Annotated in this window: 18 protein-coding genes; 11 read left to right on the top strand and 7 right to left on the bottom strand. The window is 62.6% G+C overall.

What is annotated here, in order from left to right; all coding sequences use genetic code 11:
* Positions 1–147: 147 nt before the first annotated feature.
* Positions 148–1,038, bottom strand: coding sequence for a bestrophin family protein (locus ACP7B3_RS24755; protein WP_262207286.1), 891 nt, complete (start codon positions 1,036–1,038; stop codon positions 148–150).
* A 129-nt stretch (positions 1,039–1,167) separates the two neighbouring features.
* Here ACP7B3_RS24755 and ACP7B3_RS24760 point away from each other — a divergent pair, with 129 nt between their 5' ends.
* Positions 1,168–1,635 (top strand): metallophosphoesterase family protein, encoded by a 468-nt coding sequence (locus ACP7B3_RS24760; protein WP_145164834.1) that lies wholly within the window; start codon positions 1,168–1,170, stop codon positions 1,633–1,635.
* 35 nt (positions 1,636–1,670) lie between these two features.
* Here ACP7B3_RS24760 and ACP7B3_RS24765 read toward each other — a convergent pair whose 3' ends face one another.
* Positions 1,671–2,393: a FadR/GntR family transcriptional regulator gene (locus tag ACP7B3_RS24765; RefSeq protein ID WP_145164836.1), complete on the bottom strand. Its 723-nt coding sequence runs from the start codon at positions 2,391–2,393 to the stop codon at positions 1,671–1,673.
* Between the two features lie 47 nt (positions 2,394–2,440).
* On the bottom strand, positions 2,441–4,177 hold the full coding sequence (locus ACP7B3_RS24770; protein ID WP_262207283.1) for an IlvD/Edd family dehydratase: 1,737 nt from the start codon (positions 4,175–4,177) through the stop codon (positions 2,441–2,443).
* A gap of 191 nt (positions 4,178–4,368) precedes the next feature.
* Here ACP7B3_RS24770 and ACP7B3_RS24775 point away from each other — a divergent pair, with 191 nt between their 5' ends.
* Genes ACP7B3_RS24775 through ACP7B3_RS24795 form a run of 5 tightly spaced genes read left to right on the top strand, consistent with a single transcriptional unit; the run spans position 4,369 to position 10,212 of the window.
* A complete protein-coding gene (locus ACP7B3_RS24775; protein ID WP_369302981.1) occupies positions 4,369–5,691 on the top strand; it encodes an MFS transporter in 1,323 nt (440 codons plus the stop codon).
* Between the two features lie 15 nt (positions 5,692–5,706).
* Positions 5,707–6,699: an AraD1 family protein gene (gene araD1 / locus ACP7B3_RS24780; protein ID WP_426181514.1), complete on the top strand. Its 993-nt coding sequence runs from the start codon at positions 5,707–5,709 to the stop codon at positions 6,697–6,699.
* Between the two features lie 10 nt (positions 6,700–6,709).
* On the top strand, positions 6,710–8,290 hold the full coding sequence (locus tag ACP7B3_RS24785; RefSeq protein WP_426181517.1) for an aldehyde dehydrogenase (NADP(+)): 1,581 nt from the start codon (positions 6,710–6,712) through the stop codon (positions 8,288–8,290).
* Positions 8,291–8,305: 15 nt separating this feature from the next.
* Entirely contained in the window at positions 8,306–9,169 is an 864-nt protein-coding gene (locus ACP7B3_RS24790) for an SMP-30/gluconolactonase/LRE family protein (protein WP_242198524.1), read from the top strand.
* Between the two features lie 38 nt (positions 9,170–9,207).
* The gene (locus tag ACP7B3_RS24795; protein ID WP_242198523.1) at positions 9,208–10,212 is read left to right on the top strand and encodes a substrate-binding domain-containing protein; all 1,005 of its coding nucleotides are present in this window, start codon (positions 9,208–9,210) and stop codon (positions 10,210–10,212) included.
* Between the two features lie 143 nt (positions 10,213–10,355).
* Here ACP7B3_RS24795 and ACP7B3_RS24800 read toward each other — a convergent pair whose 3' ends face one another.
* Positions 10,356–11,504, bottom strand: a complete 1,149-nt coding sequence (locus ACP7B3_RS24800) for an aldose epimerase family protein (protein ID WP_369302977.1) — start codon at positions 11,502–11,504, stop codon at positions 10,356–10,358.
* Between the two features lie 138 nt (positions 11,505–11,642).
* Here ACP7B3_RS24800 and ACP7B3_RS24805 point away from each other — a divergent pair, with 138 nt between their 5' ends.
* On the top strand, positions 11,643–12,410 hold the full coding sequence (locus ACP7B3_RS24805) for an SDR family NAD(P)-dependent oxidoreductase (protein ID WP_426181522.1): 768 nt from the start codon (positions 11,643–11,645) through the stop codon (positions 12,408–12,410).
* Between the two features lie 5 nt (positions 12,411–12,415).
* Here ACP7B3_RS24805 and ACP7B3_RS24810 read toward each other — a convergent pair whose 3' ends face one another.
* Genes ACP7B3_RS24810 through ACP7B3_RS24820 form a run of 3 tightly spaced genes read right to left on the bottom strand, consistent with a single transcriptional unit; the run spans position 12,416 to position 14,050 of the window.
* A complete protein-coding gene (locus ACP7B3_RS24810) occupies positions 12,416–13,018 on the bottom strand; it encodes a glutathione S-transferase family protein (protein ID WP_426181525.1) in 603 nt (200 codons plus the stop codon).
* Positions 13,019–13,048: 30 nt separating this feature from the next.
* Positions 13,049–13,576, bottom strand: a complete 528-nt coding sequence (gene mug, locus ACP7B3_RS24815; RefSeq protein ID WP_426181549.1) for a G/U mismatch-specific DNA glycosylase — start codon at positions 13,574–13,576, stop codon at positions 13,049–13,051.
* A gap of 3 nt (positions 13,577–13,579) precedes the next feature.
* On the bottom strand, positions 13,580–14,050 hold the full coding sequence (locus tag ACP7B3_RS24820; protein ID WP_426181528.1) for a MarR family winged helix-turn-helix transcriptional regulator: 471 nt from the start codon (positions 14,048–14,050) through the stop codon (positions 13,580–13,582).
* A gap of 273 nt (positions 14,051–14,323) precedes the next feature.
* On the opposite strand from ACP7B3_RS24820, the gene ACP7B3_RS24825 reads away from it, so the two are divergent.
* Genes ACP7B3_RS24825 through yghU form a run of 4 tightly spaced genes read left to right on the top strand, consistent with a single transcriptional unit; the run spans position 14,324 to position 20,951 of the window.
* Complete coding sequence (locus tag ACP7B3_RS24825; protein ID WP_426181531.1) at positions 14,324–17,503, top strand: efflux RND transporter permease subunit; 3,180 nt, start codon at positions 14,324–14,326, stop codon at positions 17,501–17,503.
* 1 nt (position 17,504) lies between these two features.
* On the top strand, positions 17,505–18,674 hold the full coding sequence (locus tag ACP7B3_RS24830) for an efflux RND transporter periplasmic adaptor subunit (protein ID WP_426181534.1): 1,170 nt from the start codon (positions 17,505–17,507) through the stop codon (positions 18,672–18,674).
* Positions 18,667–20,112: an efflux transporter outer membrane subunit gene (locus tag ACP7B3_RS24835; protein WP_426181537.1), complete on the top strand. Its 1,446-nt coding sequence runs from the start codon at positions 18,667–18,669 to the stop codon at positions 20,110–20,112. Before ACP7B3_RS24830 ends, ACP7B3_RS24835 begins: the two co-directional genes overlap by 8 nt.
* 2 nt (positions 20,113–20,114) lie before the next feature.
* On the top strand, positions 20,115–20,951 hold the full coding sequence (gene yghU, locus ACP7B3_RS24840; protein WP_369302971.1) for a glutathione-dependent disulfide-bond oxidoreductase: 837 nt from the start codon (positions 20,115–20,117) through the stop codon (positions 20,949–20,951).
* The last annotated feature ends 297 nt before the right edge of the window (positions 20,952–21,248 follow it).

Below are 21,248 nucleotides of genomic sequence, written 5' to 3' on the forward strand. Positions count from 1 at the left end.
CTCCGGGCGGTGGGATGCGCGGTTTCTCCAGCAAACGCCATACCAACGGTTGTCATGCGGGCCTTGGCGCATCGCGCGCCGAACCGGCGGTGGCAGATGAAATGCGCCTGACGAGCACCACCTGCCTTCGTGAGCCTGCTGATGCGCTCAGCCGATGCGCTCGCCACCCAACGCATCGCGCTGCATCGACTGCAGGTTTTTCTCGATGGTTTCGCAGATGCTTTCCATCTGGATCTGGTGCTCGCTGGAGTGAAACGGGCTTTGCAGGTCGGTGCCGATACGCTCGATCGCCAGCAGCATAAAGCCCACCACCGTCGAGGCCAGCGGGGTGAACCAGCCCAGGGACTCCACCAACCCGACCGGCACGATCAGGCAGAAAAGAGAAATAAACAGCCGTGGGAAATACACGTAAGGGTAGGGCAGCGGCGTATTGGCGATGCGCTCCATGCCACCTTGGGCGTTGGACAAGTCCACCAGGGTTGACTCCAGTCGCGACAGGCGGATGCTGTCCAGGTGGCCGGCCTTATACTCCCTGGCCAGCAATGCCGCCGAGCCGGTAAGGATGTCATTGGCGAAGTTATTGGTCGCACCGTTGCGCGCGAACTCCTCGGCCGGGATGAACGCGCGCACCTCGTCGGGGCACGGCTTGCCCCTGAGGTGCGCCGCCAGGCAATTCACATAGGCCACGTGACGGCGCAGCAGCGTGGCTTTGGCCGGGTTCACTTCGCCGTCCGGGTCGTCCAGCAGCGTCAGCACCTGTCGGGCAAAACTGCGTGAGTTATTGACCATCGCGCCCCATAGCGTGCGGGCTTCCCACCAACGGTTGTAAGCGCTGCTGTTGCGAAAACTGATCAGCACCACCAGCGCCGAACCCAGCAAGGTCAACGGCATCAGCGGCAAATTGATCTTGGTGGTGAGAAACAGCATGAAATCCACCGTCACGGCGACATCCCACAACAACAGCCAGAACAGGGCCCAGCCCACATAGCCCATGGTCTTGATGATCAGGCGGTATTTTTTGATGATGGCGGCTTTCAAACGAGGTCCTCGCGGCGAGCGGTAAGCAACAATGCCTTAGCTCGGACGCTGGTTTGGGGGGAAGGTTCGCTGATGACCTGAATCGTTTAAGGCGAGTGCGGTCAATGTTCATAACCCTTAGGAGGCTCTATGAAAATTGGCGTGATTTCCGATACCCACGGCTTGCTGCGGCCTGAGGCGATCGCGGCGCTGCAAGGCTGCGAGCAGATTATCCATGCGGGCGATATCGGCGGGCCGGACATCCTTGAACACCTGGCGCGGATCGCGCCGGTGCATGTGGTGCGCGGCAACAATGATCAGGACGCGGCCTGGGCGCAGCAGGTGCCTGACCATCTGAGCATTGATCTTGACGGCTGGAAAACCCTGGTCGTGCATGACATTGCCGACGTGCCCGCGTTACTCGACCCGCACACACGGCTGGTGATCACCGGTCACTCGCACAAACCCTTGATCGTGTGGCGCGGCGCAACGTTGTACGTCAACCCCGGCAGCGCTGGCAGGCGCCGGTTCAAACTGCCGGTGACACTTGCGGTGCTTGAGATCGTTGAGGCGTCGATTGAGTCGCGGCTGATTTCGCTGGTGGACGCTGTTCAGTAGCCGATTGGCTCAATCAGGTGACGCCCGTCGTGCATTTACAACGGGGTCAGCACGTTCATCACCGTGTCCAGCGCCACGCGCGTGTCGTCCAGTTGCACCAGCGAAGCGTGGCGGGCGCCGAGGGCGTCGCGGTTCTGGATCGCCGTGAGGATCGCCTTGTGACGCGGCAGGCTCAGGCCCTGGATGTCCGGGCGGCGGTTGGTGATGTTGATCGACTCGCGCAGCGGCAGCGAGAGCATGTTGCACATATAGGCAAGCAAGTCGTTGCGGGTGGCGTCGGCAATCGCGCGGTGAAAGTCCAGGTCGGCCTGCAGCAGGTCGTCATGGGTCTTGGCGGTTTCCATGCCCAGGTAGGCTTGTTCGATGGTGGCAATGTCTTCATCGGTGGCGGTGGTCGCGGCCATGGCGGCGATTTCCGGTTCGAGGATGCGCCGCACGCCGGCCAGGGTGTTGAAAAACTCACTGTGAGGCGTGGTCTGCATCAGCCAGGACAACACGTCAGGGTCGAGCAAATGCCATTTCAGGCGTGGCCGCACCACCGCGCCCACCCGGGGTTTGGAATACACCAGGCCCTTGGCGCTGAGCACGCGCGTCGCCTCGCGCAACACCGACCGGCTGACCTTGTACTCCTCGCACAGCGTGGCCTCCATGGGCAGGCGTTCTTCGGGTTTGAAGCGACCGGAAACGATGTGCATGCCCAAGTCCTGAACGATCTGGGCATGCATGCTCTTGCGCGGCTTGGACGGCTGGTGATCCATAACGAACGGGAGGCCCTGGCTAAATAGGCGGCATCATAGCATCCCAATTAGTGGGAATGACGGGGGACTTCAGCCCCACGGCAACCCACCAGAAAGTCAAAGTCGCAGCCTTGGTCGGCCTGCAGCACATGGTCGATGTACAGCTGACGGTAGCCGCCGACGATCAGCTTCTGCGGTGGCGGCAGCTCGGCCATGCGTGCCGCCAGCTCTGCGTCGGGGATGTCCAGGTGCAGGCGGCCATTGGCGCAGTCCAGTTCGATCCAGTCGCCTTCCTGCACCGTGGCCAACGGCCCACCGGCGGCGGCTTCGGGTGCCACGTGCAACACCACCGTGCCGTAAGCGGTGCCGCTCATGCGCGCATCGGAAATACGCACCATGTCGGTCACGCCCTGGGCCAGCAGCTTGGCCGGCAAGCCCATGTTGCCGACTTCGGCCATGCCTGGGTAACCCTTGGGGCCGCAGTTTTTCATGACCAGGATCGAATTGGCATCCACGTCCAGTTCAGGGTCATTGATGCGCGCCTTGTACATGTCGAAGTTCTCGAACACCACCGCGCGGCCGCGATGCTGCATCAACTCGGGGCTGGCGGCCGATGGTTTGAGCACGGCGCCCAACGGCGCGAGGTTGCCGCGCAGCACGCAGATGCCACCGTCGGCGCGGATCGGGTTGTCGAGCGTACGGATCACTTCGTCCTGGCCGTAGATCGGCGAGTCCTTGGTGTTCTCGCCCAGGGACTTGCCGTTGACGGTCAGCGCATGCGGATGCGGGATCAGGTTGGCTTCGCCCAATCGACGCAACACGGCGGGCAGGCCACCGGCATAGTAAAACTCCTCCATCAGGAAACGGCCCGACGGCTGCAGGTCGACAATGGTCGGCACGCCGCGGCCCATGCGCGTCCAGTCATCCAGGTCGAGTTCGACGCCGATGCGTCCCGCGATGGCCTTCAGGTGGATCACCGCATTGGTCGAACCGCCGATGGCCGCGTTCACCCGGATCGCGTTTTCAAACGCCTCTTTGGTGAGGATCTTCGACAGCTTCAAGTCTTCGCGCACCATCTCTACCGCACGCATGCCGGACATATGCGCCAGCACATACCGGCGCGCATCCACCGCCGGGATCGCCGCGTTGTGGGGAAGGGAAGTGCCCAGTGCCTCGGCCATGCACGCCATGGTGGAGGCCGTGCCCATGGTGTTGCAGGTGCCGGCCGAGCGCGACATGCCGCCTTCGGCCGCGAGGAAATCGTCCAGGGTGATGGTGCCGGCCTTGACCTGTTCGCTGAGCTGCCACACCACCGTGCCCGAGCCGATGTCCTGGCCTTTGTGCTTGCCATTGAGCATGGGCCCGCCAGTGACGACGATGGCCGGCACGTCGCAACTGGCCGCGCCCATCAGCAGCGCCGGGGTGGTTTTGTCGCAGCCGGTGAGCAGCACCACGCCGTCGATGGGGTTGCCGCGAATCGCTTCTTCCACGTCCATGCTCGCCAGGTTGCGCGTGAGCATGGCGGTGGGGCGCAGGTTGGATTCGCCATTGGAGAACACCGGGAATTCCACCGGGAAGCCACCGGCCTCGATGACACCACGTTTGACGTGCTCGGCGATCTGGCGGAAGTGCGCGTTGCACGGCGTCAGCTCCGACCAGGTGTTGCAGATACCGATGATCGGTTTGCCATGGAACTGATGGTCGGCGATGCCCTGGTTCTTCATCCAGCTGCGGTACATGAAGCCGTTCTTGTCGGCGGTGCCAAACCACTGGGCGGAGCGGAGGGTGGGCTTTTTATCAGGCATGGTGGTCTCTCTTATTGTATGACTATATGTTCTATTTGCGGCTAAACATAAGCGCAAAATCGAGGCTTTGGAAGAGTTGTTTTGTAAATAGTCATACTATATAGTCGGCTTCAAATGAGGTATCGCCCTGCCTGAATTTGGCCGGCGGTAACCCCCGAGCTTCTATAAAAACAACAATCGGAGATCGACCCATGAGCCAGGAACTGCGGCTTATTCGGCGCATCACGCTGAAACTGATTCCCTTCCTGATCCTGCTCTACCTGATCGCCTACGTGGACCGTTCGGCGGTGGGTTTTGCCAAGCTGCACATGGGCGCCGATGTCGGCATTGGCGACGCGGCCTATGGTTTGGGCGCGGGGCTGTTCTTCATTGGCTACTTCCTGTTCGAGATTCCCAGCAACCTGATGCTCGACCGCTTCGGCGCGCGGCGCTGGTTTGCGCGCATCATGCTGACCTGGGGCGCGATCACTATCGGCATGGCCTTCGTGCAGGGGCCGCACAGTTTCTACGTGATGCGCTTTCTGCTCGGCGCGGCGGAGGCGGGGTTCTTTCCGGGCGTGCTGTACTACATCACCCAGTGGTTCCCGGTGCGCCATCGCGGCAAGATCCTCGGGCTGTTCATCCTCTCCCAACCCATTGCGATGATGATCACCGGCCCCGTGTCCGGCGGCTTGCTGGGCATGGACGGCATCCTCGGCCTGCATGGCTGGCAGTGGTTGTTCATCGTCATCGGCACGCCGGCGCTGTTGCTGACCTGGCCGGTGCTGCGCTGGCTGCCGGACGGCCCCCAGCAGGTCAAGTGGATGAGCGAGGACGAGAAATCCTGGCTCACTGGCGAGCTGAATAAAGACCTGCAAGCCTACGGCCAGACCCGCCACGGCAACCCGCTGCATGCGCTGAAAGACAAGCGAGTGCTGCTGCTGGCGCTGTTCTACCTGCCCGTGACCTTGAGCATTTATGGGCTCGGCCTGTGGCTGCCGACGCTGATCAAGCAGTTCGGCGGCAGTGACCTGGTCACCGGTTTCGTCTCGGCGGTGCCGTATATTTTCGGCATTCTCGGCCTGCTGATCATTCCGCGCAGCTCCGACCGTTTGAATGATCGCTACGGCCATCTCGCGGTGCTGTATGTGCTGGGCGCCATCGGGCTGTTCTTGAGTGCCTGGCTGAGCTTGCCGGTGCTGCAAATGGCCGCATTGTGCCTGGCGGCGTTCGCGCTGTTCTCCTGCACGGCGGTGTTCTGGACCCTGCCGGGGCGCTTTTTCGCCGGCGCCAGTGCGGCGGCGGGCATTGCGTTGATCAACTCGGTGGGCAACCTCGGCGGCTATATCGGCCCGTTCGTGATCGGCGCGCTCAAGGAGTACACCGGCAACCTGGCCTCGGGCTTGTACTTCCTGTCGGGTGTGATGGTGTTCGGGTTGCTGCTGACCGGCGTGGTGTACCGCGTGCTGGAACGCAAGCACGTGCTGCCCACCGAGCAATTTGCCGCCAGCGCCCGGGGTGCCACGCGGACTTAATCAAGGAGACATTTCATGCGTTTAGTTCAGTTTGAGTTACGCAACGGTGAGCGCCGTGTCGGCGTAGTAGAAGGCACCAAGCTGCGCGAAGTGCAGACGGCCCGCAGCGTGCGTGAACTGGCGTTGGCGGCCATCGAGGCGGGCGTCAAGTTGGCGCAGCAGGTCGACAAGTTGGGCCTGGGCGACAGCTACGATTACCGCGCATTGCTGGCTGACCTGAAAATCCTGCCGCCACTCGATCACCCGGACCCGGCCCACATGTTGATCAGCGGCACCGGCCTGACCCACCTGGGCAGCGCCTCGGCGCGGGACAAGATGCACCAGCAGGCCGGTGACGACAGTGCGATGACCGACACCCTGCGCATCTTCAAATGGGGCGTGGAGGGCGGCAAGCCCGCGTCTGGCCAAGCGGGTGTGCAACCGGAGTGGTTCTACAAAGGCGACGGCAGCATCGTGGTACGCCCGGGCCAGGCTTTCCCGGTGCCGCCGTTTGCCGAAGACGCCGGTGAAGAGCCGGAAATCGGCGGCCTCTACGTGATTGGCCACGACGGCAAACCCTATCGACTGGGCTTCGCCATGGGCAACGAGTTCTCTGATCACGTGATGGAGCGCAAAAATTACCTGTACCTGGCCCACTCCAAGTTGCGCAGTTGCAGCTATGGTCCGGAGTTACGCGTAGGCGAGTTGCCGCAGCACCTGGCGGGCACCAGCCGCATCCTGCGTGACGGCAAAGTGATCTGGCAAAACGAATTCCTCAGTGGCGAGGCCAACATGTGCCACAGCCTGGAAAACCTTGAGTATCACCACTTCAAATACAGTCAATTCCTCAAGCCGGGTGACGTGCACATTCATTTCTTCGGCACTGCTACCTTGTCATTTGCCGACGGTATACGTACTGAACCGGGCGATGTGTTCGAGATCAGCCAGGCCGAGTTCGGCGCGCCGCTGGTCAACACGGTCGGCAAGGCCGACGCGGTGTTCGAGCCCGGCAATGTCATCACCCTTTAAGGAGATCAACATGACCCAATTCCTCGGCCACAACTACATCGGCGGCCAGCGCAGCGCCCTCGGCAGCGTGACCCTGCACAGTGTCGATGCCAGCACCGGCGAGGCCTTGCCGCAGGATTTTTTCCAGGCCACCCCCGAAGAAGTCGACGCCGCCGCCACAGCGGCCGCCGCGGCTTACCCGGCATACCGCGCGTTGAGTGCCTCGCGGCGCGCGCAGTTTCTCGACGCAATAGCCGACGAGCTGGACGCGCTGAGCGATAACTTCATCGCGCTGGTGTGCCGCGAAACGGCACTGCCCGCCGCGCGTATCAAAGGCGAACGCGGGCGCACCAGCGGCCAGATGCGTCTGTTTGCCACCGTGCTGCGGCGTGGCGATTTCTACGGCGCACGCATCGACAAAGCCTTGCCCGAGCGTCAGCCGTTGCCGCGTCCGGACCTGCGCCAATACCGCATTGGCCTGGGCCCGGTTGCAGTGTTTGGCGCGAGCAACTTTCCGCTGGCATTTTCCACCGCCGGTGGCGACACCGCAGCGGCGCTGGCGGCGGGTTGCCCGGTGGTGTTCAAGGCCCACAGTGGGCACATGGCTACGGCTGAGCAGGTCGCCGATGCAATCCTGCGCGCGGCCCACGCCACCGAAATGCCGGCGGGCGTGTTCAATATGATCTTCGGCGGCGGCGTTGGTGAGGCGCTGGTCAAGCACCCGGCGATCCAGGCGGTGGGTTTTACCGGCTCGCTCAAGGGCGGTCGCGCCTTGTGCGACATGGCCGCAGCCCGGCCGCAGCCGATCCCGGTGTTTGCCGAGATGTCGAGCATCAACCCGGTGATCGTATTGCCGCAGGCATTGCAGGCGCGGGCGCACACCATCGCCCGCGACCTGACGGCCTCGGTGGTGCAAGGCTGTGGTCAGTTCTGCACCAACCCAGGCCTGGTGATCGGCATCGCATCGCCGCAGTTCAGCGCATTCACCCAGCAGGTGGCCAGCCTGATCAATGATCAGCCGGCGCAAACCATGCTCAACGCCGGCACCTTGAGCAGCTATGGCAAAGGCCTGGAAAAGCTGCTCGCGCACCCGGGCATCCAGCATCTGGCGGGCAGCGCTCAAGCAGGCAACCAGGCGCAGCCGCAGCTGTTCAAGGCCGACGCCCGCCTGCTGATCGACGGCGATGAAGTGCTGCAGGAAGAGGTGTTCGGCCCGACCACGGTGGTGGTTGAAGTGACTGATCAAGCCCAACTCAGCGCCGCCTTGCAAGGGCTGCACGGCCAACTGACGGCGACGATTATCGGCGAGCCGGCCGACTTTGAGCAGTTCACCGAACTGACCCCGTTGCTGGAACAAAAAGTCGGCCGCATCCTGCTCAATGGCTACCCTACCGGCGTTGAAGTCTGCGACGCGATGGTCCACGGCGGGCCCTATCCGGCCACCTCGGACGCGCGCGGCACCTCGGTCGGTACCTTGGCCATCGACCGCTTTCTGCGTCCCGTGTGCTTCCAGAATTACCCTGATAGCCTGCTGCCCGACGCGTTGAAAGACGCCAACCCGTTGCGCATCCAGCGGCTGGTCGATGGCACGCCATCGCGCGAGCCGCTGTAAAAAACAGGAGGTCACATGCCGTTTAATGCCGTTACCGCACACCGTGCACAGTTGGGCGAAGGCCCGTTTTGGGATGCGCCGACCCAGGCGCTGTATTGGGTCAATATCATCGGCAAACAGGCGTTGCGCCTGATGGACGGGCAGTTGCAGATCTGGCAGCTGCCCGAGCACGTCTCGGCGTTTATCCCCTGTGAAAGCGGCGATGCGCTTGTGACCTTGAGCAGCGGCGTCTACCGGCTGGACCTGGCGACCGAAGCGCTGACGCTGCTGTGTGTGGCCGACCCGCAACCCGGCAACCGTGGCAATGAAGCGCGCTGCGATGCCCAGGGCCGCCTGTGGCTGGGCACCATGCAGAACAACATTGGCGAGCGGGGCGAAGACCTGCCGATCACGCGACGTTCCGGTGGCCTGTTTCGCATCGATGCCGATGCGCAGGTCACGCCGCTGCTGCGCGGCCTGGGCATTCCCAACACCTTGCTGTGGAGCGAGGACGGCAGCCAGGTGCATTTCGGCGACAGTCTGGACGGCACGCTCTACCGGCACGTGATCCAGGAGGGCGGCCAACTCGACCCGGCGCACGTCTGGTTTGGCCCGCATCCACGCGGAGGTCCGGACGGCTCGGCGATGGACAGTCAGGGTTATGTCTGGAATGCGCGCTGGGACGGCAGTTGCCTGCTGCGCCTGACGCCTGACGGCGCAGTGGACCGCGTCATCGAACTGCCCGTCAGCCGCCCCACCAGTTGCGTATTTGGTGGGCCGAATCTCACCACGCTCTATATCACCAGCGCCGCCAGCCCGTTGGATCACCCCCTGGATGGCGCGGTATTGGCCATCGAGGTCGATGTGCCCGGCATACCCTGTCACCGCTTTGCCGGTTAAATCCTGACATTCAAAAACAACAACAAGGAGTCACCCGTATGAATCGTCGTCGTGGTTTGCGTTCCCTGTGCTGCGCCGCTGTGGCGGTGTCAGCCCTGAGCCTGAGCGGCCTGTTGCTGGCTGCTGAAGAAGTGAAGATCGGTTTTCTGGTCAAGCAGGCTGAAGAGCCGTGGTTCCAGACCGAATGGGCGTTTGCCGAAAAGGCCGGCAAGGAACATGGTTTTACCGTGATCAAGATCGCCGTGCCCGATGGCGAGAAAACCCTGGCGGCCATCGACAGCCTGGCGGCCAACGGCGCCAAGGGCTTTGTGATCTGCCCGCCGGACGTGTCCCTCGGCCCGGCCATCGTCGCCAAGGCCCGCGTCAACGGCCTGAAAGTGATTGCCGTGGACGATCGCTTTGTCGATGCCAAGGGCAACTTCATGGAGGACGTACCGTACCTGGGCATGGCCGCTTTTGAAGTCGGCCAGAAGCAGGGCGCGGCGATGGCGGCTGAAGCGAAAAAACGCGGTTGGGACTGGAAGGACACTTATGCGGTGATCAACACCTTCAACGAACTCGACACCGGTAAAAAGCGTACCGACGGCTCGGTCAAATCCCTGGAAGATGCAGGCTTTCCCAAGGATCACATCCTGTTCACCGCCGCCAAGACCCTCGACGTCCCGGGCAGCATGGACGCCACCAACTCGGCTCTGGTCAAGCTGCCCAGCGGTGCGAAAAACCTGATCATTGGCGGCATGAACGACAACACGGTGCTCGGCGGCGTACGCGCTACCGAAACCGCAGGCTTTGCCGCGGCCAATGTGATCGGCATCGGCATCAATGGCACCGACGCCATCGGCGAATTGAAGAAAGCCAACAGCGGCTTCTTCGGCTCAATGCTGCCCAGCCCGCACATCGAAGGCTACAACACCGCGAAGATGATGTTCGACTGGGTCACCACCGGCAAGGAGCCACCGAAGTACACCGCCATGGATGAAGTGACGCTGATCACCCGCGAGAACTTCAAGCAGGAACTGGAAAAAATCGGCCTCTGGAACTGAGCAGTGGCCAAACCGATGAACCATTGCTGAGCCATGCTCAGTGAGCACTGAATGTGGGAGCGGGCTTGCTCGCGAAAGCGGAGTGTCAGTCACTGCGTCTGGCACTGAACCACCGCTTTCGCGAGCAAGCCCGCTCCCTCAGTTCAATCGGCGGAGAACTTGAACACGGTGTTCTGAGTGTAGGTCTGCCCAGGGTTCAACCGGGTCGATGCAAACGTTGGCTGGTTGGGTGCGTCCGGAAAGTGCTGGGTTTCCAGGGTAAACGCGCTCCAGTGCGCATACGCCTTGCCGGCCTTGCCCTTCACCGTGCCATCCAGGAAGTTGCTGGTATAGAACTGCACGCCGGGCTCGGTGGTGTAGAGCTGCAAACGTCGGCCGGAGGCGGGGTCGTGTACGTCGGCGGCGAGTTGCTTGATATCGCCTTTGGTATCCAGCGCCCAGTTGAAGTCAAACCCACCCTGTTTGGGCTCGGCGAACTTGAGCTGCGGATGGTCGTCCTTGATGTGCTGGCCGATCGGCGTGGGTTTGAGGAAATCCATCGGCGTGCCTTTGACCGGAGCCAGTTCACCGGTCGGAATCAACGTGGCATTTACCGGTGTGTAGTGGCTGGCATGCAAGGTCGCCACTTGCTTGAGGATGTCGCCATTGCCTGCGCCGGCGAGGTTGAAGTAGCTGTGGTTGGTGAGGTTCAGCACCGTCGGTTTGTCGGTGGTGGCCTTGTAGTCGATGTGCAGTTCGTTTTTATCGTTGAGGCTGTAGGTGACCTCGGTCTTCAGGTTGCCGGGGAAGCCCATTTCACCGTCCTTGGACAGGTAGCTCAGCTTCACGCCGACCGAATCCTTGCCCTTGACCGGTTCGGCTTGCCACACGTGCTTGTCGAAACCTTGAGCACCGCCGTGCAGCGAGTTGGGGCCATCGTTGAGCGGCACCTGGTAACGCTTGCCATCGAGTTCGAACGCCCCGGCGGCCAGACGGTTGCCGAAGCGGCCGATGCTCGCGCCGAAAAAGGCCGTACCGCTCTGATAGCCCTGCACGTCGTCGAAACCGAGTACCACGTCATCGACCTTGCCGTTTTTATCCGGCACTTTCAGCGACTGCAATACGCCGCCGTAAGTGATCACCGTGGCTTGCATGCCATGGCTGTTGCGCAAGATGTATTGCTCGACGGCGGTGCCGTCGTTGGTTTTGCCGAAAGGCTTGTGTTCACTGCTAAGCCCGGCGGCCTGGGCGCCACCGCTGGCAACCAGCATGGACAAGGCGAGGCCTGAAAGCAGGTGTCGAGGGTGCTTCATGGTCGAACTTCCTTTTGTTGTTTTCAGTGGAATAGTTCTACTAATGTGCGATATTTCGTCGAGTTGACAGCGAATTTATAGCCTTAAACACCAGATACGCCAAATAAAATAAGACTAATTGATCGAGGCAAGCGTTATATGAGTACTGCACACGCCGTTTATCCCGACCTGAAGGGTAAGACCGTACTGATTTCCGGAGGTGCCTCGGGCATCGGCGAATTCATGGTGCGCGCCTTCGCCGCGCAGGGCGCCAAGGTGGCCTTTGTGGACCGCGCGCAAAGCCAGGGCGAGCGGCTCACGGCGGTGTTGAGTGCCCAAGGGCATAGCGTTGAGTTCGTGTGTTGCGACATCACCGATGAAATCGCCTACAAAGCGGCGATCGCCCGTTTTGAGCAAACGCTGGGGCCGATCACCGTGCTGGTGAACAACGCGGCCAACGACGTGCGTCATACGCTGCAAGAAGTCGATTCGGACATGTTCGACAGGCTGATCGCCGTCAACCTCAAACACGCCTTTTTTGCCGCCAAGGCGGTGGTGCCGATGATGAAAAGCGCGGGCGGCGGGGCGATTATCAACCTGGGCTCGGTCGGCTGGATGATGGCGTCGGCGGGCTACCCGGTGTATGCGGCCAGCAAGGCAGCGGCCCATGGCATGACCCGAGCGCTGGCGCGGGAACTGGGCCCCAGCCGTATCCGCGTCAACACCCTGGTGCCCGGCTGGGTCATGACCGAAAAACAGCTGGCGATGTGGGTCGACGATGCGGCCAGGGAGCTGATCAGCCGCAGCCAGTGCTTGCCAGGCAGTGTGCTGCCGGAACACATCGCCAACATGGCGCTGTTTCTTGCCTCCGATGCGTCGGCGATGTGTTCGGCACAAAACTTTATTGTGGATGGGGGCTGGGTCTAGGCCAGTTATTCGATGGGGTATTTCCTGAACGCCGGATGCTGTTCCAGCTGATTGGCGTGGCGTTGCAGGTTGGGATACGCGTGGGCCTTGAGCAGCGTCGGCAGTTTTAACTGCGTGAACGACCAGGCCACGGCCGCCGTCAGCGCGGCCTGGTTCAGGCGTTCACCGCTCGCCTGGGCCAGGTGTGTTTCCAGCAGCGAATAAGCGGCCAGCAACTGCCCGGTTACGCGATCGAGCCACGGTTCATGCAGTTTTTCTGCTGGGCGCAAGTGGTGCTCGTAGACGATCTGCACGGTTTTCTCACACGCCGCCAGGGCCAGGCCGAGCACTTGCAGCTCTTTGGCGCGTGCACCGGCGTTGGGTGGCAGAAGTTTTTTGTCGGTCGGCGCCAGGGTTTCGAAGTAGTCCAGGATCAGGCTGGAATCCATCAGCACCGTTCCATCATCGAGTACCAGCGTGGGCGCCTTGACCACCGGGTTGATTGCAGAAAATTCAGCGTAGGTGCTGAACACCGAGAGCGACTCGTGTACGAAATCCACGCCGTACAGTTCAAGGGAGATTGCGACGCGACGAACGTAAGGCGAGTCCAGCATGCCGACCAGTTTCATGAAGCCTCCAAGGCTCTCAGGGTGTTTGGCTCAAGAGATTAAAGGCACCGGGCCGGCCTGCGCAATGGCCGCGCGCAGCGGCTGATAGGCGTGCACGAGTTGCTCCAGGCTGAACGCCAGGTTGCGCCCGCTCGGGTTGGGCAACACCCACACCGAGGCGCCGCCCAATAACTGCGGCTGCAGCCCCCAGGCGATCTCGCGCTGGCCGGACAACGCGCTGTAACCGACCTTGCCCAGGAACGCCACACACCGCGGTTGGCAACGACGGATCTTGTGTTCAAACGCCGTCGCCGCTTCGGTGAATTCATGTCGCGCCAATTCCCCCGCGCTCGCCGTCGGGCGCTCGACCAAGGTGGTCAAGCCGCAGTGATAGTCGAGCAGGGTGCGCGCATCCTCCGGGCGGATTTCATGCGGGGTAAAACCCGCCAGGTGCAACGTGCGCCAGAAGCGGTTGCTGCGATTGGCGAAGTGCTGGCCGAGGGCGGCAGAGCCCTTGCCCGGGTTGATGCCGCAGAACACCACATGCAGGTGGTCGGCGAGGATGTCTTCGAGGCGGATGGCTTAATCGTCCTTGGCCAGGAGCGTGCGGGCAAACTCGTCGGAGGCGATAAAATCCAGGGTCTGGCGCAGCAGCGCCGCCGCTTCACGGCCGAACGCCTGATCAAAGCGCTCGGCCATTTGCGTCGAGATGCGCTTGGCGGCCGCGTGCGTGCGCTGGCCTTGCTCGGTCAGCAGCACGCGGCGGGTGCGGCGGTCGAATTCGTCTACGCGCAGCTCTACCAGGCCATCGCGCACCAATGGCTTGAGTGTGTGGCCCAGGGCGGACAAATCCATCACCAGGGCTTGCGCCAGTTCGCCCATCTTCGGCGTGCCGGCCTTCGCGATGCGGTTGAGCACCGCGTATTGAGTGGCTTTCAACCCGCAGGGCGCATACGCCTCGTCATAAATCTGGCCCAGGCGACGGGACGTGCGGCGCACGGCACCGTTAACGCAGGCGCTGGGACTCTCGGAGCAAGGCGGGGCAGATTTCAAGGGCAGATACTCTCTGATACAAAACACGACGCGGGTGATTATGCCTGCGCGACCTGTCAGGACAAGGCCTTTCAGACCGAAGATGGCTTGCAGATGAAGACTGAGACAGCTTGAAACAAATTAGTTGCGTACACCACTAAATTAGATATCGTGGCATATGCCTCTTTGTGACCGGATGTCGTTACAAACTCCCCAGGAAACGCGTGGGGCGAGGCGGGAAAACGGCACGGCTCTGCCTGCTTGATCATCCAACCCCTGTCTGGATCACCTCCTATGCTGAGCCTCGTGCGCATCGCGTTGCGGCGCCCCTATACCTTTCTGGTATTGGCTATTTTCATCCTGATCATCGGCCCGCTGGCGGCCTGGCGAACGCCGACCGACATCTTTCCCGAAATCCGCATTCCGGTCATCGCGGTGATCTGGCAGTACACCGGCCTGCCGCCCGACCAGATGGCGGGGCGCATCACGTCGCCGTTCGAGCGCGTGCTGACCACCACGGTCAACGACATTCGCCATATCGAAGCGCAGTCGATGAATGGCTACGGCATCGTGAAGATCTTCTTCCAGCCCGGCGTCAACATCAGCACGGCCAACGCCCAGGTCACGTCGGTGTCCCAGGCGATCCTGCGGCAGCTGCCGCCCAGCACCGTGCCGCCGCTGGTGCTCAACTACAGCGCCTCCACCGTGCCCATTGTGCAACTGGCCTTGTCGGGCGCGGGTTTGAGCGAGCAGCGCCTGGGCGATATTGGCCTTAACCAGGTGCGCCTGATGCTCACCACCGTGCCCGGTGCGGCGCTGCCATACCCATTTGGCGGCAAGAGCCGCCAGGTGCAGATCGACCTTGATTCGGCGCGCATGCAGGCGCGCGGCCTGTCGGCGCAAGACGTCGCCACCGCCCTGGCCACGCAGAACCTGATCACGCCGGTGGGCACGCAGAAGATCGGCAGCTACGAATTCAACCTGCAACTGAACAACGCGCCGTCGGATTTCCATGACCTGGAAAACCTGCCGATCAAGACCGCCGACGGCACCACCGTGCTGATCCGCGATGTGGCCACCGTGCGCGACGGCAACCCGCCGCAAACCAACATCGTGCACGTGAACGGCAACCGCTCGGTGCTGCTGCCGGTGCTCAAGACCGGCTCGGCATCGACCTTGGGCGTGATCGCCGGGATCAAGGAAAAGCTCGCGGACAACAAGGCCGCCTTGCCGCCTGACCTGAACATCGACCTGATCGGCGACCAGTCACTGTTCGTGCGCTCGGCCATCAGCGGCGTGGCCCGTGAAGGCGTGATCGCGGCGGCGCTGACCAGCCTGATGATCCTGCTGTTCCTTGGCAGCTGGCGTTCGACGGTGATCATCGCCACGTCGATTCCGTTGGCGATCCTGGCCTCGATTGCCACGCTTTCGGCTCTGGGCGAAACCCTCAATATCATGACCCTCGGCGGCCTGGCGCTGGCAGTCGGCATCCTGGTGGACGACGCCACGGTGACCATCGAGAACATCAACTGGCACCTGGAGCAGGGCAAGCCGGTGGAGACGGCGATCCTCGACGGCGCGGCGCAGATCGTCACGCCGGCGTTCGTTTCGCTGCTGTGTATTTGCATCGTGTTTGTGCCGATGTTCTTCCTCGACGGCGTGGCGCGCTTCCTGTTTGTACCGATGGCTGAGGCGGTGATTTTCGCCATGATCGCCTCGTTCATCCTGTCGCGTACGCTGGTGCCGACACTCGCCAACTACCTGCTCAAGCCGCATGTGCACGGTGAGGACGGGCACGCGCCGTCGCGCAATCCGCTGGTGAATTTCCAACGTGGTTTCGAGCGGCGTTTTGAAGGCTTTCGCGAGCGCTACCACAGCGTGTTGGACAGTGCCTTGCACCATCGCCGCACGGTGGTGATCGGCCTGCTGGCGTTTGTTGCGGTGTCGTTTGCGCTGGTGCCGTTCCTGGGGCGCAACTTCTTCCCCGAGGTCGATTCCGGCTTGATCCTGCTGCACGTGCGTGCCCCGGTGGGCACACGGGTGGAAAGCAACGCGCACCTGATCGCCGACATCGAGAACGCGATCCGGCGCAAAGTCCCGGCCAATGAGCTCAAGGCGTTGGTCGACAACATCGGCCTGTCCATCAGCGGCATCAACGTGGTGTACAACAACACCGGCACCGTGGGCTCCCAGGACAGCGACATTCAGATCAGCCTCAATGAAGGCCACCGCCCGACCGCAGAATACATGCGCATATTGCGCGAAACCCTGCCACGCGAGTTCCCCAGTGCGGTGTTCTCGTTCCCGGCGTCGGACATCGTCGGGCAGATCCTTAACTTCGGCTCCTCGGCACCGATTGACCTGCAAATCACCGGCAATAACCTGGCGGGCAACTTCACGTACGCCAGCGCGTTGCTGCGGGATATTCGCCGGGTGCCGGGCGTGGTCGATGCGCGCATCCAGCAGTCGCGGCAATTGCCGACGTTCAATATCGACGTGGACCGCACCCGCGCGCAATTGGTCGGCTTGACCGAGCGTGACGTGACCAACAGCCTGGTGGTCAACCTCGCCGGTTCCAGCCAGGTTGCGCCGACCTTTTGGTTGAACCCGGCCAACGGCATTTCCTACCCGATCGTGATGCAAACCCCGCAGTACAGCCTTGAAAGCCTGGCGGCGCTGCACAACCTGCCGTTGAGTGGCGGCAGCGGGGCGGCCACCGACCAGACATTGGGCGGCCTGGCGAATATCCAGCGCAGCCACAGTAATTCGGTATTCACCCAATCGGATATCCAGCCAGTGGTCGAAGTGCTGACCGCGATTCAGGACCGCGACCTCGGTGGCGTTGCCGCCGATATCCAAAAAATCATCGCCGCCCACGCCGGTGAAGTACCGACCGGCTCCAAGGTCATCCTGCAAGGCCAGGTACAGACCATGAGCGCGGCGTTCAGTGGCTTGCTGTTCGGCCTGCTCGGCGCGGTGGTGCTGATCTACTTGCTGATCGTGGTCAACTTTCAGTCCTGGGCCGACCCGTTTGTGATCATCACCGCGTTGCCGGCGGCGCTGGCGGGCATCGTGTGGATGCCGTTTATCACGCACACGCCGCTGTCGGTGCCGGCGCTGACCGGGGCGATCATGTGCATGGGCGTGGCCACTGCCAACGCCATTTTGGTGGTGAGCTTCTGTCGCGAACGCCTGGCGGTGCACGGCGATGCGGTGCAGGCCGCGCTCGAAGCCGGCTTCACCCGGCTGCGGCCGGTGTTGATGACGGCCATTTCGATGATCATCGGCATGGCGCCCATGGCCTTGGGCCTGGGCGAGGGCGGCGAGCAGAACGCGCCACTGGGCCGCGCGGTGATCGGCGGCCTGGCGTTTGCCACCGTCGCCACGTTGATTCTGGTTCCGTTGATTTTCAGTCTTGTCCACGGGCGTCGCCAGCACGCCACGCGTGCGACCACCGTTACCCAAGGGGTTTGACATGTCCGTTTCCGTTTCTAAATCCAAGTCTTCCCGTGGCCTGCTGTGGCTGATCGTGGGCGCGGCAGTGGTGGTTGTCATCGTTGGTGTCGGCATCGGCGTGCGCGCCGGTGAATCGCGCGACCTCAAGACCTGGACCGACGCCCAGGCGCTGCCCAGCGTCAACCTGATCAAGCCGGTGGTGCAGGCCCAGGGCCCGGTGCTCAACCTGCCGGGGCGGATGGAGGCGTACTCACGCGCGTCGATTTTCGCCCGGGTCAACGGCTACCTGAAATCCTGGAATGTCGACATCGGCACCCGCGTCAAAGCCGGGCAAGTGCTAGCTGAAATCGACACCCCGGAACTCGACCAGCAACTGCTGCAGGCCCGTGCCACGTTGGCCTCGGCCCAAGCCGATGAGCACCTCGCCGAAACCACCGCCAAACGTTGGCAGGCCATGCTGGCGAACGACTCGGTGTCGCGCCAGGACGTGGATGAACGCACCGGCGACCTGACCGCCAAGCAAGCCAAAGTGGCGGCGGCCAAGGCCAATGTCGACCAGCTGGTCGCAACCAAGGGCTTCCAGCATCTGGTTGCGCCGTTTGCCGGTGTGGTCACCGCGCGCAGCACTGACGTAGGCGCGTTGATCAGCGCGGGCGGGACCGCCGGCAAAGAGCTGTTTGCGGTGGCCGATGTCAGCCGTCTGCGCGTGTATGTGCAGGTGCCGCAAACCTTCTCGCCACAGATTCGCGAAGGCACCACCGCGCGCCTCAGCGTGCCGGAGTACCGCGGCGAAACCTTCACCGGCAAAGTGATTGCCACCGCCGACGCGGTCAACGCCGCCTCCGGCAGCACGCTCGTGCAATTGCTGGTGGACAACCCCGGTGGCCGCTTGCTGCCCGGCGGCTACACCAGCGTGCAGTTTGACCTGCCGGTGCAGGCCGACGTCATCCGCGTGCCGTCCAGCGCCTTGGTGTTCGATGACAAGGGCATGCGCGTCGCGACCCTGGACGCCAACAACCATGTGCACTTCAAGACCGTCAGCATCGCTCGCGACTTTGGTGACAGCGTCGAAATCGCCAGCGGCCTGCAAGCCGCCGACCGCGTGATCGACACGCCGCCCGATGGCCTGGCTGATGATGATTCGGTGCAGCTGGCGGTCGCTGCCACTGAGGTCAAACCCCATGGCTAAGCGCAATGTGCTGGGCTTGATCGCCACGTTGAGCCTGGGCGCCTGCTCGTTGGCGCCACCGCTGAACGTGCCGCAAACACCGATGGCCGCGCAGTTTCACACCCAAGGGCCCTGGACGGTCGGCACGCCGAACGATCAGGCCAACCGGGATGGCTGGTGGCGCGTGTACAACGACCCGCAGCTGGATGCGATGCAGCAGCAGTTGTTGAAAAACAACGCCGACCTGAGCGCCGCGCTCGCGCATTACCAGCAATCTCAAGGGTTCCTGGCCCAGGACCGTTCGGGGCTGTTCCCGAAGATCTCGGCCATTGGCAACGGCCAGCGCATTCGCCAGTCAGACACCAAGCCGTTGCGCTCGGCCACTTCACCGGATGTCTACAACTCCGCGACCCTGGGCCTGGAAGTCGACTATGAAGTCGACCTGTGGGGCCGCGTGCGCGACACCGTGGCCGCCGGCACCAGCGACTCGGATGCGGCCAGGGCAGACCTGGCGTCGGTACGCCTGAGCCTGCAGGCGCAACTGGCCGACAGCTACATCCGCCTGCGCGGCATCGACTGGCAGAACCAGTTGCTGGGGCAGACGCGCGACGCTTACGCCAAGGCCCTTGGCCTGACCGAAGGTTTGCATGGCGGCGGTATCGTCTCCGGCCTGGATGTGGCGCGGGCGCGTACGCAGTTGTCGACGGTTAAATCACAGCTCAGCCAGAGCCAGGTGCAACGGGCGCTGCTGGAGCATTCGATAGCGGCGATGCTCGGTGAGTCGGCTTCCACTTTTAGCGTCGCCGTGAACGTGGCACCAATTGCCTTGCCGAATGTGCCGACCGGCGTGCCTTCCAGCCTGTTGCAGCGCCGGCCGGATATTGCGTCTGCCGAGCGTCGTATCGCTGCGGCCAATGCGCGGATTGGCGTCGCCAAGGCGGCGTGGTTCCCGCAGATCACGCTGAGCGCCCAAGGCGGTTATCAGAGTGACGAGTTTGCCCGCTTGCTCAGCGCGCCCAACCTGTTCTGGGCCATCGGCCCATCACTGGTGGGCACCCTGTTTGACGGCGGCGCGCGCCAGGCCCAGGTGGACATCGCCAGGGCCGCCACCGATGAAGCGGCGGCCAAATACCGTGGCGTGGTGTTGAGTGCGTTCGAGCAGGTGGAGGACAACCTGTCGCAAATCGCCGGCCTGGGCACGGCCCTGGATGATCAGCGTGATGCGGCGGCTGCAGCGCAATACGCCGAAGACCTGTCCACCTCACGTTATCGCCAGGGCGCCGTGGCATACCTGGATGTGGTGACGGCGCAAGTGGTGGCGCTGGAAGCCAAGCGCGGCGTGTTGCAATTGCAAACTCAGCAATTGAGCGCCAATGTGGGCCTGATCAAGGCGCTGGGCGGCGGATGGAACGTGGCTCAATTGGCTGCGTCGACCCCTGATGAAACCAAGGAGAAGTGAGCATGACCGAGTATGTACCCCCGAAAGTCTGGACCTGGGACACTGAAAGCGGCGGCACCTTTGCCAGTATCAACCGGCCTATCGCCGGTGCGACCCACGAGCAGGAATTGCCGGTTGGCAAGCACCCGTTGCAGCTGTATTCGCTGGCCACGCCCAATGGCCAGAAGGTCACGATCCTGCTGGAAGAGCTGTTGGCCCTGGGGCATGCCGGCGCGGAATACGACGCCTGGCTGATCAAGATCGGTGACGGTGATCAGTTTGGCAGCGGGTTTGTGGCGGTGAACCCGAATTCGAAGATCCCGGCGTTGCTGGACCGCAGTGGGGATACGCCGATTCGGGTGTTCGAATCGGGGGCGATATTGCAGTACCTGGCGCAGAAGTTTGGGGCGTTCTTTCCCGCTGAGCCGGCGGCGCGTGCGGAGTGTTTGTCGTGGTTGTTCTGGCAGATGGGCAGTGCGCCGTACCTGGGCGGCGGGTTTGGGCATTTTTATGCGTATGCGCCGAGCAAGATGGAGTACCCGATCAATCGGTTTGCCATGGAGACCAAACGCCAGCTGGATGTGCTGGATCAGCGGTTGGCAGTGAGTGAGTACATTGCCGGGGATGAGTACACCATTGCGGATATTGCGATCTGGCCTTGGTATGGCGGGTTGGTCAAAGGCCGGTTGTATGGAGAGTCGGCGCAGTTTTTGTCGGTGCATGAGTACAAGCATGTGCTGCGTTGGGCGAACGCGATTGAGGCGCGGCCGGCGGTGCAGCGGGGGCGCAGGGTGAATCGGGTTTCTGGGGAGGTTTCGGAGCAGCTGCGTGAGCGGCATGATGCGAGTGATTTGGACTGACTTTTTTTGGGTGGGGGAGTACATATCCGTTGCTGCGGTCACGGCGGCTGGCGGTTCCGCTCTTACAGCGGGTCACTTTTGGCAAACGCCCGGAATGCCGGCCCAGCCAAAAGTAACCAAAAGGTCTTTGCCCCACCACTCGGTGCCTCGCCTAGGCTCGGCATGCCCTCACTTCGGTTTGAATCCGTGGGCCGCCGCGACGGGCCATCCATGGCCCAACGCGGCTAACCCGGCGTCCTGCCGGGTTACCCACGGATTCAAGCCTGCGTTCGGCCAGCGTGGTTGACGGGGCCTGTC

Source organism: Pseudomonas sp. TWRC1-2 (assembly GCF_049896685.1).
Classification (GTDB): Bacteria; Pseudomonadota; Gammaproteobacteria; order Pseudomonadales; family Pseudomonadaceae; genus Aquipseudomonas.